Origin of the sequence: Rhizobium sp. H4, from assembly GCF_003013335.1 — a bacterium.
Taxonomy (GTDB): domain Bacteria; phylum Pseudomonadota; class Alphaproteobacteria; order Rhizobiales; family Rhizobiaceae; genus Rhizobium; species Rhizobium sophoriradicis.
In genome coordinates this window covers 386,509-402,993 of record NZ_PSOW01000003.1, presented here as the reverse complement: position 1 = coordinate 402,993, position 16,485 = coordinate 386,509, and the positions used below count along the sequence as shown (strand labels likewise).

Annotated in this window: 12 protein-coding genes; 7 read left to right on the top strand and 5 right to left on the bottom strand. The window is 60.2% G+C overall.

Annotation, left to right across the window (positions count from 1 at the left end; translation table 11 throughout):
- The first annotated feature begins 323 nt into the window (after window positions 1–323).
- A complete protein-coding gene (locus C4N04_RS06840) occupies window positions 324–2,579 on the top strand; it encodes an EAL domain-containing protein (RefSeq protein ID WP_106795647.1) in 2,256 nt (751 codons plus the stop codon).
- 5 nt (window positions 2,580–2,584) lie between these two features.
- Here the strand turns inward: C4N04_RS06840 and C4N04_RS06835 are convergent, their stop codons facing one another.
- The 5 genes from C4N04_RS06835 to speB form a co-directional block, all read right to left on the bottom strand.
- The gene (locus C4N04_RS06835; protein ID WP_106795646.1) at window positions 2,585–4,018 is read right to left on the bottom strand and encodes an NAD-dependent succinate-semialdehyde dehydrogenase; all 1,434 of its coding nucleotides are present in this window, start codon (window positions 4,016–4,018) and stop codon (window positions 2,585–2,587) included.
- Between the two features lie 15 nt (window positions 4,019–4,033).
- The gene (gene ggt, locus C4N04_RS06830) at window positions 4,034–5,626 is read right to left on the bottom strand and encodes a gamma-glutamyltransferase (protein WP_106795659.1); all 1,593 of its coding nucleotides are present in this window, start codon (window positions 5,624–5,626) and stop codon (window positions 4,034–4,036) included.
- A 17-nt stretch (window positions 5,627–5,643) separates the two neighbouring features.
- Window positions 5,644–7,026, bottom strand: a complete 1,383-nt coding sequence (locus C4N04_RS06825) for an aspartate aminotransferase family protein (protein WP_077993637.1) — start codon at window positions 7,024–7,026, stop codon at window positions 5,644–5,646.
- Window positions 7,027–7,147: 121 nt separating this feature from the next.
- Window positions 7,148–7,990, bottom strand: a complete 843-nt coding sequence (locus C4N04_RS06820) for a transporter substrate-binding domain-containing protein (protein ID WP_077994075.1) — start codon at window positions 7,988–7,990, stop codon at window positions 7,148–7,150.
- Window positions 7,991–8,064: 74 nt separating this feature from the next.
- Window positions 8,065–9,111 carry an agmatinase gene (gene speB, locus C4N04_RS06815; RefSeq protein WP_106795645.1) on the bottom strand — a complete coding sequence of 349 codons (1,047 nt, stop codon included), beginning with the start codon at window positions 9,109–9,111 and terminating at the stop codon, window positions 8,065–8,067.
- Between the two features lie 177 nt (window positions 9,112–9,288).
- Between speB and C4N04_RS06810 the strand changes: the two genes are divergently transcribed.
- The 6 genes from C4N04_RS06810 (at window position 9,289) to C4N04_RS06785 (ending at window position 16,439) form a co-directional block, all read left to right on the top strand.
- Window positions 9,289–9,987 (top strand): GntR family transcriptional regulator, encoded by a 699-nt coding sequence (locus C4N04_RS06810; RefSeq protein ID WP_225880917.1) that lies wholly within the window; start codon window positions 9,289–9,291, stop codon window positions 9,985–9,987.
- Between the two features lie 33 nt (window positions 9,988–10,020).
- Window positions 10,021–10,746, top strand: coding sequence for an ABC transporter permease subunit (locus C4N04_RS06805; RefSeq protein WP_096762764.1), 726 nt, complete (start codon window positions 10,021–10,023; stop codon window positions 10,744–10,746).
- Window positions 10,746–11,444 (top strand): ABC transporter permease subunit, encoded by a 699-nt coding sequence (locus C4N04_RS06800; protein ID WP_106795644.1) that lies wholly within the window; start codon window positions 10,746–10,748, stop codon window positions 11,442–11,444. The genes C4N04_RS06805 and C4N04_RS06800 overlap by 1 nt, the downstream gene beginning before the upstream one ends.
- Before the next feature lie 12 nt (window positions 11,445–11,456).
- A complete protein-coding gene (locus C4N04_RS06795) occupies window positions 11,457–12,260 on the top strand; it encodes an ATP-binding cassette domain-containing protein (protein ID WP_106795643.1) in 804 nt (267 codons plus the stop codon).
- A gap of 178 nt (window positions 12,261–12,438) precedes the next feature.
- Entirely contained in the window at window positions 12,439–15,684 is a 3,246-nt protein-coding gene (locus C4N04_RS06790; RefSeq protein ID WP_077993644.1) for an adenylate/guanylate cyclase domain-containing protein, read from the top strand.
- A 74-nt stretch (window positions 15,685–15,758) separates the two neighbouring features.
- Window positions 15,759–16,439 carry a peroxiredoxin-like family protein gene (locus C4N04_RS06785; RefSeq protein WP_038688944.1) on the top strand — a complete coding sequence of 227 codons (681 nt, stop codon included), beginning with the start codon at window positions 15,759–15,761 and terminating at the stop codon, window positions 16,437–16,439.
- Window positions 16,440–16,485 lie beyond the last annotated feature (46 nt).

The following is a 16,485-nucleotide window of genomic DNA, read 5'->3' as shown; positions in this document are numbered from 1 at the left end:
CCCGCCCCGATCTGATCTTGCAACCCGGACCAGCCGCTCAGATCGGGGCTGATCGGCCTGCCGGATGCAGACCAAAGTGACATTTCGACTTTGCAGAGATCCGGACATTCCAACTTCACCGCCACATTTGATGTAGCCGGGTACATTCTATTTCCAAGTGCGACGGTCCCGCCTCCTCCTCGCCCTCCTGACTCCGCAACCCGCGCGCGCCGGACTGACCATATTCCCACTGGATTGTCCTTCCTGCACCCGGATCGGCCGCTTAGCGTTGCCTTAAAGAAACTGTGCAAGGATGCCAGCCTGTCATTCATACTGGCGACTTGATGAAGTTTCGAAGAAACACAAAGACAATTCGTGGCCTCGCTGGCTCCCTGATGAGCCATGCGAGCGCATTTGCTCCGGCAATATTTGCGGCCGTTATCGCAGCCATCGTCGTTTGGGTGGCAACGAACTGGCGGCTTGAGCGGTCGTTGGCCAACGAGCGCTCGGTTGTTGCCGGCGAGCTTGCGACGATGTCATCTCGGCTTCAGACCAACCTCAATAGCAATGTGAAGCTGTTGCAAGGTTTGGCGGCGGGTATCGCGGTCGATCCGGCGATGGGCCAGAACAGATTTTCCAAACTTGCCGCGCAGATTCTGCAGCCGGATTCACAATTGCGAAGCTTCGCTGCTGCGCCCGACATGGTGGTCCAGTGGGTCTATCCGGAAAAAGGAAACGAAAGGGCCATCGGACTCGACTACCGAAGAAATGAGAAGCAACGGGCCGCCGCGATGCTGGCGCGCAACACACACAATATCGTCCTGACAGGCCCGGTGGAGCTTGTCCAAGGCGGAACGGCTTTCGTTGTCAGGTGCCCGGTCTATATCGACGATGGAAACAGCCAGATCTTTTGGGGTCTGCTTTCCGGCATCATCGATATTCCGAGGCTATACCGGGATAGCGGTCTTAGTTCGACCGAGCTGGAGATCGCCATCAGCACGACGCCGGAGCCGAACTCGGCCAAACAGGTCTTTTTTGGCAGCCTGGAAACCTTTGAGAAGAAACCGGTCGTCGCCTCCGTCGATATGACTTACGGCCGATGGTCCCTCGCCGCACTGCCCAGGCATGGATGGGGGCAGAATAACGGCATCGGCACTTTTGAGCTCTATGCCAGTCTGTTGGCCTTGTGTGTCGTCGCGCCGATCGTCTGGGTCGGCTTTCTGACCAAATCGCGCCAGAAGACCATCGAAAAATTGCGCCTTCACAAGAGCAAGCTCGTACGAACACGACAGAGGCTGGAGCACCTGTCACTGCATGACGCCCTCACCGGACTACCCAATCGGCGGTTTGTCGACCAGATGATCTCGCAGCCGCCGAGGCCCGATCCGCAAGATCGCCTGATCCTCATCCATATCGACCTCGACCGCTTTAAAGAGATCAACGACACGAAGGGGCACGCCGGCGGCGACATGGTCCTGCAAACAACGGCTTCGCGGCTTGCCGAAATGACCGGCCCCAACGATGTCGCGGCGCGCATCGGCGGAGACGAGTTCGTCTTCGCCAGCTGGAGCAGCGATCCCGAGCCCAAAGCAACCGAATTGGCCAGGCAGATTGTCGACGCACTGCAGCAGACCATCTTTATCGATGGAGCCGGTTATGTGGTCGGCGCAAGCGTCGGTGTCGCCTGGGAACGGGCTCGCGACCGGGACCTCGGTCAGTTGCTTCTGAATGCCGATCTGGCTCTGTACGAGGCGAAGAAAGCCGGCCGCGGCCGCGCGGCCGTTTTCACCGAAGAGCTCCGCAGCGCCGCAATCCATTCAAAAGAATTGGCGGATGACTTCAATCAGGCGCTCGATCGCGACGAACTCGTCGCATTCTTCCAGCCGCAGTTTAACGCGGTCACGCTTGATATCGCAGGCGTCGAGGCGCTCGCCCGCTGGAACCACCCGCGAAAGGGTGTGCTCGGACCCGACAAATTCCTTGACGCCGCGGAAAAGCTGGGGCGCACCGGCGACATGGATCGGCTGATCCTGCAAAAGGCGCTGTTCGAGCTGACGAGATGGGACGGCTTGGGAATGCAAATTCCGCGGGTCTCCGTCAATATTTCAGCGCGCCGCCTGGCGCAGCCGAGCCTGCTTACCGAACTGTCGGAGCTTCCCATAGCGAAAGGCCGTCTGTGTTTCGAGCTGCTCGAGACGATCTCTTTCGACGATCTTCAACCTGCCCTCAGCGAGATCATTCCGACGATCAAGGCGCTCGGCATTGAAATCGAGATCGACGATTTCGGCACGGAACATGCCAGCATCGTCAGCTTGCTTCGATTTGAGCCGCGCAGACTTAAGATCGATCGAGAAATCATCAAGCCGATCATCGCCTCCCCCTCGCAACGCCGTCTGGTCTCCTCCATCATCGAAATCGGCCGGTCGCAAAACATCGACATCGTTGCCGAGGGCGTGGAGACAATGGAGCATGCGAAGATCCTGAAAGATCTCGGTTGCCATTTGCTGCAAGGTTACGCCCTGGCCCGACCGATGACCTCGGATCAGTTGATCGAATTTTGCCGGATGAAGGGCAAGGGAACGGCAAAGGCAAGCCGATAGCCTGCTCAAGCCGCCTCGGTCACGAGTTTCGTATTGAAGTAACTCTCCATTGCTTCAGCGCCGCCTTCCGAGCCGTAGCCGGAATCCTTGATGCCTCCGAACGGCAGCTCCGGCAGCGCCAACCCATGATGATTGATCGACAGCATCCCACTTTCGATATCGCGAGCAAGGCCTGCGCTGGTCCTTGCCGAAGTTGTGTAGGCATAGGCCGCCAGGCCGTATGGCAGACGGTTGGCCTCCGCAATGGCAGAGTCGTAGTCCGAAAATGCACTCACGATCGCCAAGGGGCCGAATGGTTCTTCGCTCAGCACGCGGGCATGCTGCGGAACGTCGGTGAGAACCGTCGGCTGGAAGAAGTTACCGAGATTGCCGATCCTTTTGCCGCCGGTCGCAATCTTCGCACCACGCATCTCCGCGTCTGCTACCAGCGCCTCCATGGCCCCTACCCTCCTCGCGTTGGCGAGCGGTCCCATGGTGACGCCGTCGCTCAATCCATCGCCGACTGTGATCGCCTCGGCCGCCTTTACCAGGCCATCGAGGAATTTATCGAAGACGCGTTGCTGAATGAGAAACCGGGTCGGCGCGACGCAGACTTGCCCGGCATTTCGAAATTTCGCAGCGGCCAATAGCCTGACTGCGAGATCGATATCGGCATCATCGAAAACGAGCGCAGGCGCATGGCCTCCGAGTTCCATTGTTACCCGCTTCATGTGGGCGCCGGCCAGGGAGGCCAACTGCTTTCCGACGACGGTCGATCCGGTGAAGGAAATTTTCAGGATAACGGGGTGTGGGATCAGGTGATTTGAAATATCGGCCGGAATTCCGAAAACGAGATTGAGGACGCCCGCCGGCAGACCCGCATCGGCAAAGGCGCGAACCAGTTCGGCGCAGCTCGCCGGCGTCTCCTCCGGCCCCTTCAATATGATCGAGCAGCCGGCTGCAAGGGCGGCCGCGACCTTGCGGACAGCCTGGTTCAGCGGAAAGTTCCAGGGACTGAAGGCCGCCACCGGGCCAACAGGCTCCTTGATCATCATCTGCCTGACATTGCTCGCTCGTGGCGGGATCAGCCGGCCGTAGGCACGGCGAGCTTCCTCGGCAAACCAGTCTATGATGTCGGCAGCTGCGGCTGACTCTGCCTTGGACTCGGCGAGCGGTTTGCCTTGTTCCAATGTCATTATTCGAGAGATCGCTGCTGAGCGCTGGCGCAGGATCTCGGCCGACTCACGCATCATCTTTGCCCGGTCGAACGCACTTATGCGCCGCCACTGCTCAAACCCGGCGGCGGCTGCCGAAAGCGCTTCGTCGAGATCAGGAGCGCCGGCATTGGAAACACGGCCGATGACTTCGCCCGAGGCCGGATTGACGACAGGCAGATCGTCGTTTGAACCCTGCCTCCAGCGGCCGTTGATATGAAGTTGGGTACTCGGATACGCCGACATTCAGCTCTCCTGCTGTTAGTAACCGAGCGCGCAACCATCTTTTCGATGATCGGAGGCGCCGAGCAGTGTGTTGTTTTGATCATCTATCCAGATCGCCTGGGCGCCGCCGATCGCCCAAGTCGGGGCGACGACCTTAAAGCCGCGGGCTTCGAGCTCACGCCCGATCGAGGTTCTCAGAAGCGCCTCGGTTTCGATCGATGCCGTGCCGGGAAGCGGAAAGAGCCGAGGCAGATCAATCGCACTTTGTATGTCCAGATTGAACTCGAACAGCTTGGAGAGGAAGTGGGCGTGGCCCATCGCCTGATAGTGCCCACCCATCACACCGAACGACAAGACGCTCTTGCCATTGCGGGTGACCAGACCCGGGATGATGGTGTGCATGGGCCTCTTGCGCGGCCCTATCGCGTTCGGATGCCCCTGCCTCATACTGAAGCTCTGCCCGCGATTGTGGAACAACACACCGCAATTCGGCGCCATCAATCCGCTTCCGTAAGAATGAAAGATCGAGTTGATGAAGCTGGCGACATTTCGGTCCTTGTCGATAACCGTAATGTAGACAGTGTCCGCATGCTCGACGCCGTCGATAACGGCCCCGGCATCGGCGATGGTATTCAGGTCGATCCTGGCGGCAAGGCTGTCGGCGAGTTCATCGGATAACAGGAAGTCGACCGGAACGTCCGAGGCCGCCATGTCGGCAACCCATCGATCACGAGCCGCATAAGCCAGCCGCGTGGCCTCGACTTCGATATGCAGATTGTCCACACCAAGCGGATCGCCTTTGCGTTCGAAACGCTCCAAGATCTTCAGGATCATCAGAGCGACGATGCCCTGCCCGTTCGGCGGACATTCATGCACCGTCCATCCCCGAAATGTCGCGCTGATCGGCTTCACATAATCGCCGGCAGTTGCGGCAAAATCCTCAACTGTATGGAGGCCGCCAAGGGAATTCAGCCGGGCCACCATGTCGGCTGCCACCGGACCGCGATAGAAGCCGTCACGGCCCGACGCTGCGATCGTTTCCAGCGTCTGCGCCAGTTCCGGCTGATGTTGAACCGATCCGACCGGCGGAGCCTGATCATCGATCAGGAAAAGGCGACGGGTCGATGGATCGCGCAGCAGCAGGTCCCGTTGGTTAGAGATGTCGGCGGCAACCCGTGGCGTGATCGCATAGCCGTCGCGAGCCAATGCAATTGCTGGCGCAAGAATTTCCGACAGCGGCATCCTGCCGTGATCGGCAACGAGGCGGGTCCAGGCGTCCACCGCCCCAGGAACGGTCACCGCATGCGGCGATGACCGCTCGATCGAACTGATGCCGTTTTCCTGAAACCAGTCAAAATGCGCCGCCGCCGGCGTGCGCCCCGAGCCGTTATAGGCAATGACATCATCATTTCCATTCGACGCCAGCAATGCAAAGCAATCGCCGCCTATGCCGGTGGATCCGGCCTCCACGACACATTGCACGGCACAGGCGCCGACTGCGGCGTCGATGGCCTTTCCGCCGGCTTTCAGGATCTCGATCGCAGTCAAAGTCGCCATCGGGTGCGATGTCGCGGCCATGCCATTGCGGCCGACGGCCATCGATCTTCCCGGCAATTCGAAATTTCGCATATCGTCGCTTCCTTCGCTCAATAGAGGCCGGTTGCCCTCGCCCATGTATAGGTATCATCCAATGCGCGCGTGGAGCGATCGAACAATTCGTGGATTTCTGCCTCGGTGATGATGAGCGGCGGGCAAAGAGAGTAGTTGTCGCCAAGGGCGCGTGTGATGACGCCATGGAGCTGAGCCTGCTTGCCTGCGTGAATGGCAATGCCGTCCGTCGGCTTGAACGGCTCTTTCGTTTCTTTGTTGCGAACCAGTTCAAGGGTGCCGATGAGTCCACGACCGCGAGCGTTTCCGACGAGCGGATGGTCGCCAAGTTCGTTCAACCGCCGCTGGAATACCGGGGCGATGGTGCGGACGTGGCCAAGGATGTCGCGTTCCTCGTAGATTTTCAGGGTTTCCAATGCGACGGCCGTCGCGACGGGATGGCCACTATAGGTGAAGCCATGGCCGAATGTTCCGATTTTCTCGCTCTCAGCAACGACTGCGGAATGGATCTTTTCATTGATCATCAGTGCCGAGATCGGCTGATAGGCGGCAGAAAGCTGCTTTGCCATGACGATCATATCCGGCTGGAGCCCAAAGCTTTCCGAACCGAACATCGTACCGAGCCTGCCAAAGCCGCAGATAACTTCGTCGGCGATCAGCAGTACGTCATATTTCTTGAGGATTGCCTGGATCTTCTCGTAATAGGTTGGCGGCGGAACGATACAGCCGCCGGATGCCATCAAGGGCTCGGCGAAGAACGCGCCGATGGTCTCCGGTCCCTCTGCGAGGATCATCTGTTCAAGCGAGTGGGCACAGCGCGTGGCGAATTCTTCCTCCGTTTCGCCCGGCCGGCCATAGCGATAAAACTCCGGGCAATCCGTATGCAGCACCCGATCAATCGGCAGATCGAAATCGCGGTGATTGTTCGGCAGTCCGGTCAGGCTTGCCGAAGCGATGGTCACGCCGTGGTAAGCCCGCATGCGCGAGATGATCTTCTTCTTTTCCGGTATGCCGATGGCATTGTGATAATACCAGACAAGCTTCATGGCCGTGTCGTTGGCCTCGGAACCCGAATTTGCGAAGAAGACTTTGGACATGGCGACTGGTGAAAGCTGAATAAGCCTTTCGGCCAGCTCGACCGCCGTCTCATGCGTTTTGCCGCCGAAGCTGTGATAGAAAGGCAGTTCCTTCATCTGGCGGGTCGCCGCGTCTACCAGACGTTGTTCGCTGAAGCCCAGCGACGCGCAGAACAGCCCGCCGAGACCTTCGATGTATTTGTTGCCTTCGCTGTCGACGATATGGATCCCCTCGCCCCTGGTGATCACCAGCGGGCCGTCCTTCAGATGCTGCGAAGCGTTGGTATAGGGATGAAGAACAAACGCAGCGTCCCGGGATTCGACGGAATTGAGAAGGATGGTCACAGAGGTTCTCCAAATGTGGATCTTATTCATAGGCGACGCCTGGCAAGCTGCACCGGTCAGCCGGCGCGACCTAGTCGGTGCACCAGCTGCCAATTGCTGCCGAGGGAGCTTTGCCGCTTAATCAATCAAGGGATGTCTTGATCCATTTCTGCGCAAGCTTGTTGATCGTGCCGTCGGCTTCCGCCGCTTCGATCGCCGCGTCGAACATCGACTTCAACACCGTATCGTCCTTACGGATCCCCGCCGCGATCCCCTGTCCGAAGACCCCGCCTTTGAAGGTCGGGCCGGCGATCTTGTAGTCTTTGAAGTCGTCCTTGCCGAGCGTTGCAGTCAGTGACGTTTTCTGGGCAACGACGGCGTCGATGCGGCCGGCCTGGAGGTCGAGATCATGCTGCTCGACGGTCTTGTATTCTCTCGGATCGACAACGCCCTTGAAATAGCTGTCGAGAAAGGCGGCGTTCGCCGTCGATACCTGCGCGCCCACGGCCTTGCCTTTGAGGGCGTCCCGAAGCGGCTGTAATTCCTGCTCCACCTTCGCCTTGTCGGCGGCGAGGTCGACCGTCGTCCCCGTCCCCGGCAGATCGGCGAGAGGGCCGGTTTTCTCGACCATGAAGGTGGCGGCGGTCGGGGCATAGGGCTTGCTGAAGGAGATGACCGCAAGGCGTTTTTCGGTCACGATCATCGAGGCCATGATGGCGTCGAACTTTTTGGCCGTAAGCGATGGAATAAGCCCATCCCAGTCCTGCGCCACGATGGTGCATTTCACTTTCATGCGGGCGCAGAGGTCGTTGGCGAGATCGATCTCGAACCCTGCGAGCTTGCCGTCGGGACCGGAAAAATTCCAGGGCTCGTATGCGCCCTCGGTCGCAATGGTGATCTCGGTTGGTTTCGTCTGCGCAACGGCAGCGCCGGCCGAGATGACGCCGAGCAGAGCGGACGTCAGAAAAAGCTTTGATACTTGCATGTTTTTATTCCCCTTTTGGTGCGCCCTGCCCTTTTCCCAGGCAAGGCGGTTGCAGACTCCGCGACGTCCGTAAGCTAGGACGCGCGAACCTTGATTGCCTCGGCCGCGAGGCAGAGGAGTTCGAACAAAACCTGAGCGGCAATTTGCGCCGTATTCGACGTCGGGTCGTACTGCGGAGCGATCTCGACAACGTCGCCGCCAACAATGTTCAAGCCGATAAGACCGCGCAGAATGCCCAGGGCCTGCGCCGAGGTCAGTCCGCCTACCTCTGGCGTTCCCGTCCCTGGTGCAAATGCGGGATCGAGAGAATCGACGTCGAAGCTGGCATAGGTGGGCCCCGCCCCGGCGATCTCTCGCGCCTTGGCGATGACGGCGCTTATGCCGAGATCGCCGACCTCTTCCGCATGAATGACGGTCATGCCGGACGCATACGAGAATTCCCACAGATACTCGGAATTGCCGCGAATTCCGATCTGGATCGTCCGCCTGGGATCAAGCACACCGTCCAGAACCGCCTGGCGAAACGGTCCGCCATGGTGGAATTTGCATCCCTCGAACGAACCGCCCGTGTCGCAGTGGGCGTCGATGTGGATCATCCCCACAGGACGATCCCTGCCGACCGCCCTGAGGATCGGAAGGCCGATAGAGTGATCGCCGCCGACTGCCAGGGGCACGACTCCCGCCTTTAACAAGCCGCCGACAAATTCTTCGATATCGTCATGGGATGCAGCTAGATCGAAGCGGCTTTTGAACGGTACATCTCCGACATCGGCAACACGTGCATGGGCGATCGGGACGGTCCGCAAGACATGATCGTAAGGGCCAACCCGGTCGACGTTGCGCACAGCCCGGGGCCCGAACCGCGCTCCAGATCGGTTCGTCACCCCGAGATCCATCGGAATACCGAAAAGCGCAATATCTATATCAGCAAAGCTGGGTGCGGCATCTGGACGATATGGCGCTTTCAGCAATGTCGGGACGCCGCAGTAAGGCGCTTGGCGACGATCGCCCTCGCCGAAGACCAGGTCGGCCACCTTCCGAAACTCCGGATCGAACATCTCACCGCCTGAGGCGTTCGAAAAGCGCTTCCGCAATTCGTCCAGACTGAGAATCTCCGGCATTGGACCTCCAGGTGTTGCGACCAGATCGCCAGCGACTTTGAAAGCCGGGGAAAAGACGATTGCTTGTTGTAGCCAACATTGTATACATAATCGTATTCTTCTTGATCGAGCAAGAGGGAAAAAGTTATGGTGACGCTCACCGAGCGGTGAATGGACCGGAGACGGAAGGGGAATCGATTGGCATCGACCAAAACTGAACAGCGGGGATCGTTGCGGGAGAGCACCTATTCGCAATTGAAGGACCTGATCCTCACCGGCCAACTTCGCCCCTCCGAGCGCCTTTCGGAAGTGACGCTCGCCAAGCGCTTCGGCGTCAGCCGAACACCGCTGCGTGAAGCCCTGATGAAGCTGGAAGAAGAAGGGCTTATCGTCGGTCAGCGGAATTTTGGTTACACGGTGACCGATCTCGACGTCACCAAGTTCTGCAATCTGCTGGTCGTTCGCGAAGCGCTCGACGTTTGTGCGGCGCAACTCGCCTGCGAGGTGGCGAGCGAGGAAGACCTCGATAGGCTCAGGGGCGTCATTGCCCAGATGGTCGAACTCAAGGATACGACCAACAAGACGCCGTCTGACGCGGCCCGTAACCTCGATCTTGGACTATACATCCATCGCGTCATCGTGGAATCAACCCGAAACGAGGCCCTCGTCAGGGTGACGGATCAAGTTTATCAGCAGCTTCGCCTAGCCCTTTGGCTCGAAGTTCTTTGGGTCGATCTGGAGCATACGGACCTCGACGAGCACCGGGCGATCGCGGACGCCATCTGCGCACGCGACCGGGAGGCGGCGGCCGCGGCCGCGCGAGCGCATGTGCAAAGCTCGCTCAAAAACATGTCGAAGCTCCAGCGCATCTGGGCGCATCGGCGAGCAGCCGACTGACGCAAACCCGATCCTTCTCAAAGAGGTCCCCGCATGGCACCCATCGACAGTTACCTTGCTATCGTCGGCTTCGGGCAGACGGGTTGGGGTTGGCTCCTCCTCACTGCAGCGGCCATGACAATCGGCGTATCCGTCTGCGGCTTTCTGGCCGGAACGGTGATCGGTACGATGATCACCTTCATGCAGCTGTCCCGCCACATGGCCATTCGCTGGCTTGCGGACTGTTACACCACCGTTCTGCGCGGCGTCCCGGACCTTCTGGTCATCTATCTTTTCTATTTCGGCGGCAGCGCATTCCTGGGATCCTTGGGCGGCCTGTTCGGCTATCAAGGGTTCATCGGAATGCCGGCATTTCTCACCGGAACCCTGGCGCTTGGCGTGGTTTCGGCGGCCTATCAGGCTGAGGTATTTCGCGGCGCCTACAGGTCGGTTGCACGCGGCGAAATCGAAGCTGCCAGCGCCGTCGGCATGCGGCGATGGCCCAAATTCAGGCGCATCGTCGCCCCGCTCGTCCTGCGCTACGCTATTCCGGGTCTCGGAAATACCTGGCAACTGGTGCTGAAGGAATCGGCATTGGTCTCCGTAACCGGTCTCGTAGAGCTCCTGCGTCAATCGCAAATCGCTGCCGGATCGACCCGCCGCCCCTTCGAGTTCTATCTGATGGCCGTCGCTCTCTATCTCGTCATCACATGGTTCTCTTCAATCCTGTTCAGACGAATGGAAGCTCGAACGACCCAGGGCATAAGGGGAGCGTTGTAATGGATACCGGCTTTCTGTGGGATACGTTTCTCACGCTTCTGAGCGGTTTGCCGCTAACGCTTGAGCTTGCCGTTACGTCCATTATGGCAGGAAGCATCTTGGCGCTTGCGATCTCGCTCCTGGCCGTCACGGGCGGTGCAGTGGGTCGAAACATAACCAGTGCTTATGTCTTCGTATTCAGAGGTTCGCCCCTGCTGGTCCAGATGTTTCTGATCTATTATGGCCTAGGCCAATTTCGGCATGAACTGCAGGACCTCGGCCTGTGGGGCTTCTTTCGCGAACCATACTGGTGCGCGGTGCTGGCGCTCACTTTGAACACCGCCGCTTACTGCAGTGAGATTTTCCGTGGCGGCCTGCAGGCCGTTTCCGTCCAGGAGATCGCGGCGGCGCGCGCATGCGGCATGTCGGGCGTTCTCTTGTTCAGACGGATCATCCTGCCGATTGCCATCAGGCATGCCCTGCCCGCCTATGGCAACGAAATCATCCTGATGATCAAAGCAACGGCACTTGCGTCTGTGATCACGATCATGGAAGTCACCGGCCTGGCTGGAAAATTGATCGCCGACAGCTTTCGCGCTTTCGAGATATTCATCGTCGCAGGCGCGATCTACCTTGCGATCATTTTCGTCGTCACACGAATGCTCATGGTGGTCGATTTCTGGCTTTCGCCTCATATGCGCATGCGGCTGCAATCTTAAACGGGAGTGTGCATGTCTGACAGGGGAACAGGTTTGGTCAGCGACAATAAGGACAAAAGCGCTGCCGTTTCGGTCAAGGATCTTCGCAAATGCTTCGGCCCGCTGGAAGTCCTTAAGGGAATTTCGCTTGAAGCGCATGAGGGGGACGTGATTTCCATCCTCGGCTCATCCGGCTCCGGAAAATCAACGATGCTGAGATGCCTCAACATGCTCGAAATTCCCGACAGCGGGGAAATTCGCATCGGGGGCGAGATGTACGCTCTGAAGAAATCGGGGCATAGAACGGTGCCGGCTGACCGCAGGCAAGTCGACCGGATGCGCGAACACATCGGCATGGTGTTTCAAAATTTCAACCTTTGGTCGCATATGACGATCCTGGAGAACGTAATCGAAGCGCCGGTGCACGTGCAGAAGCGCAACCGGGCGGAATGTATCGCTGAGGCCGAAGCTCTGCTCGAACGGGTCGGCATCGCCGAAAAACGAAATTTTTATCCGGCGCATTTGTCTGGCGGGCAGCAGCAACGCGCTGCGATCGCCCGCGCTCTCGCACAGCGGCCGAGGCTCATGCTGTTTGACGAGCCGACCTCGGCGCTTGATCCCGAACTCGTCGGCGAAGTGCTGAAAGTGATGCGCTCTCTCGCTGAGGAAGGTCGGACCATGCTTGTCGTAACCCACGAAATGGCCTTCGCGCGAGACGTGTCGAGCAAAGTGGTTTTTCTTCACCGGGGCGTCGTCGAAGAAGCAGGGGAGCCCACCGAGCTTTTCACGCATCCGAAATCGGATCGCTTCCGCCAGTTTCTGGCAGGGACGAGGTGACCTCGTTTGACCTCCGACGCCGATAGCAAGAGAGCCCGGCGTTCAACGGCGATCGTCGTTCTGCGCCCTGATTTGATGCTTGCGGGCACAGGGCAACAGGTTCATGCTGCTCTTCTGTTGAGGCCCGTTGGTTGCGGCTGATATAGCCGTCGCATACCGGGTTCGTGAGACGCCTGCGATGGATTGCGCTGGCTGCGGTTTCGATATTCAGAGCGGTTTTGCTTTCTGTCCGCGATGCGGCGCAAGGCAGCCCCTCTCCTGCGCCGCCTGCGGCTATGCGTGTCAGCCCGATTTTGCTTTCTGCCCCAAATGCGGTGCATCGATCTCAGGTAGAGCCCCGCCTGCGCCGAAGCCGACTATTGAGCTCGTGCCGGCGAAATCCGACGGCGATGCCGACCGACGGCCGGTGACGGTGCTGTTTGCCGATCTCTGCGGCTTCACCACGCTGAGCGAGCAGATCGACCCCGAAACCATGCGGGCGCTGCAGAACGAATTGTTCGAAGAGATGACCCGGGCGGTGGAAGCCTATGGCGGCTTCGTCGACAAGTTCGTCGGCGACGCCCTTCTGGCGCTGTTCGGCGCGCCGGTTGCCCACGAGGACGATCCGGTGCGGGCGCTTGGCGCCGCGCTTGATATGATCGACCGAGCCGCCGCGGTCGGCACACGCTGGCAGTCGCGCGCCGGTGTGCCGCTGCGCCTGCATATCGGCATCAATAGCGGCCCTGTCGTTACCGGCGGCTTCGGCGCGGTCGGCGCCAAATCCTATTCCGTGACCGGCGATACGGTGAACACCGCCCAACGGCTGCAATCCATGGCCGGCGAAAACGATATTCTTGTCGGTCCACTGACTTACCGCCTCACCCGGCATGCCTTTGCCTTCGACAGCCTCGGCGCGCAGACCTTGCGCGGCAAAAGCGGAAACGTCCACGTCCATCGGCTGACCGGGCTGCTGGACGCGCCGCATACAGCGCGCGGGCTCGAAAGTTTCGGCCTTCAGGCGCCGATGATCGGACGGGATGCGGAATTGTCGCGGCTGCTCGCCTGCCTCGATCTCGCCTGCGACGGTGCCGCGCAGCTCGTCCGCCTGATCGGCGAAGCGGGTATCGGTAAGTCGCGTCTTGCCACCGAATTCGTCGGGATCGCCGCGAATGCGACCCGCTTTCCTGGCCTTGCCATCCGCAAAGCCACCTGCTCTCCCCTTGGCGAACAATCCTACGGCACCCTCGCCGCGGTCGTGCGAAGCGCTTACGGGATCGGCGAGCGCGACGATCGCGACAGGACACGACAGCTGTTGACGACGGGGTTTCGCGCACTCGATCTGACGCAGGACGATGTCGACGGGCTCCTGCCGCTTTTTCTGCATGTGCTCGGCCTCGGTGATCCCGATGGCGCGTTGCGCCACATCGAGCCGGAGCAGTTGCGGCGGCAGATCTTCTACGCGATCCGCACCGTCTTCGAGCGGCGGCTGGCGCAAGGCCCTCTTCTGCTGGTCATCGAGGATCTACATTGGGCAGACGCGGCTTCGTTGGAAGTGCTTCGTTTCATGATGGATCGGCTGGAGCGCAGCCGGCTGATGCTGCTTGTGATCTACCGGCCGACATCGCAGACCGACCCACTGAACTCCAATCGCGTCAACGTCACCGTGCAGCGTCTTGGCCCACTCGCCGCGGCCGACGGGCAGAGGCTGCTTGCCGCCTTTTTTGGCGAGGCGCATGGCAAGCTACCGGTCGCAATGCGCAAACGCATCCTCGACCGCGCCGGGGGCAATCCGCTCTTCATCGAAGAAATCCTGCGTGGACTGATCGACATGGGCACGTTGCATCATGACGGTGAGCGCTGGCATGTTGCGGCCGACGACACGGATGTCGCCATCCCGGTGAACCTGCAAGCCTTGTTGCTTGCCCGCGTCGATCGTCTGCCGCAGGAGATGAGACGGTTGGCGCAGGAGGCGGCGGTGGTCGGCCCGAAATTTGATACCGCCCTGCTCCGCGCCGTCGCCACCGAGCCGGCCGCCATCGATGCCGCGCTGGACTATCTCTGCGATGCCAATATCATCGAGGAATTGCGCGGCCCCGATGCCGGCGGGTCGCCCGGCTATCGCTTCAGCCAAACGCTGATGCACGACGTCATCTACCAGAATCTGCTGCTGCAACGGCGCATGGAGCTCCATGGCAGGATCGGCCGGGTTCTGGAGCGCCAATATGGCCTGGCGCCCGAGCGTCCCGAGCATCTGGCGCAACTCGGCCATCACTTCAGCCTCACGACTGATAAAGCCAAAGGCGCAGCCTACCTAATGGCGGCGGGTGATCAGGCGCGCAAGACCTATGCCAATGACGATGCGATGCGCCTCTATCGTCAAGCCCTCGCGGCCTTCGCTGACGAGCCGGAGGTGACGCCGGAGCAATTGGAGCTGCTGGAGCGCCTTGCCGATCTCTGCGGCCCTGCCGGCCGCCGCGACGATGCCTTGACCTATTATCAGCAGGCACTTGCGATCCACCGCGCCAACGACGACCGGATCGCCGCAGGAAGGATATTGCGAAAGATCGGCCGCCTGCATCTCGATGCGGGGCGCCGCGACCAGGCGGAGACGCATTGCGCCGCCGCGGAAGCGATGATTGCGACGATCGATGCCCCGGTCGAACATGCCCACCTACTGCAGGAGCGCGGCCATCTCGCCTTCCGCATGGGTGATCAGGCCGCCGCCGCCGAGTGGGCGACACAGGCGCTGCAATGCCTGCAGACGCTGCCGATCGACGGCACGACCGAAGCCGGTCGCGAGGCAGCCCGGGCGATGGCGGAAGCGTTGAACACCAAGGGTGCCGCGCTCGCGCGGCTCGGACGCCGGCGCGATGCCGTGCAGGAAGTGGAGCGCAGCCTCTCGGTCGCCGAAAAAGCCGATCTGCAAAGTGCCGCCTGCCGCGCCTATTCCAATCTCGGCGTTCTCTACACGATCGTCGATCCGGCCAACGCCATCACGATCTGCCGCCGTGGCCTGGAGGTCGCAACCCGCATCGGCGATCTCGGCTTTCAGGCGCGCCTTCTCGCCAATCTCGCAGTGTCCTGCTGCACCTTCACCGATCGCTGCGCCGCCGAAGGCGTGCCGGCGGCGGAAAAGGCAGTCGAAATCGACCGGGCGCTCGATCAGCGCGATCATCTATCCGTGCCGCTGATTGTCCTCGGCCAGATCCACCAATGCCATGGGCAGCCGAAGCTAGCTCGTAAGTATTACGAAGAAGCTCTTGAGGTTGCTCAGGAAATAGACGAGCCGCAACTGCTCTTTCCGTGTTATGATGGCTTGGCGACGTTGAGCCTCGAACATGACGATATGGACGAAGCGGAACGGTACTTCACGCTGGCACAGAATGTGTGCATCCGCCACAACCTCGACCCAGGTACGCTCGTCGTCTTGCCGTTTCTCGACTGAATGGTTCGCGTCGCAATAACCTTGCAATATCGAATCCATCAAGAGATTCAAACATATAATGGGAGGAATGAACAATGCAAGAGAACCGCGCCGATAGACCATTGCAGCCTGGAGATCGCGCGCCAAACGTGGTGCTGGATGCGATCACCCGCCAGGGCAAGATCGCCATCGACGACTTTCGCGGCCAGAAGCCGCTGCTCGTCGGCCTGTTCCGGGGACTGCATTGCCCCTTCTGCCGCAGGCAGATCGCCGCCATGGCCGAACTGACCGATGCATTGCAGGAGAAGGGCATCGACAGCCTGACCGTCGTCAATACCCCAATCGAGCGAGCCCGCCTTTACTTCCGCTACCACCCGCTTCCCAACCTGCTGGCGGCCTCCGATCCCGAACGGGTATCGCATCGCGCCTTCGGCCTGCCGCGCGTTCATTTCACCGAGACCGAAAACGAGTGGCCGCACAAGGTCAGCAAGGACACGGTGATGTCGATGCGCGTCGACATGCCGGGCGAGCTTCCCGAACCGATGAACCCGATGGCGGCGATGGAAATTCTCGACAGGGCCGACGGCTACGAAATGACAGAGGATGACAAACGGATGCTCGTCCCCGGCGAAGGCCAGCTTGTCGGCGAATTCCTGCTCGATCGCGATGGCGTCGTGCGCTGGTGCTTTACCGAAGTCGAGGAGGCCGGCCGTCATATGTTCGGCGTTCCCGCCCCTCGGGAAGTGATGTCGGCGGCGGCCAATATGGCGGTCTGAAGCGGCCGCCTTAAATCGCCTGATCCGAAATTGGAAGCCGGCGCCC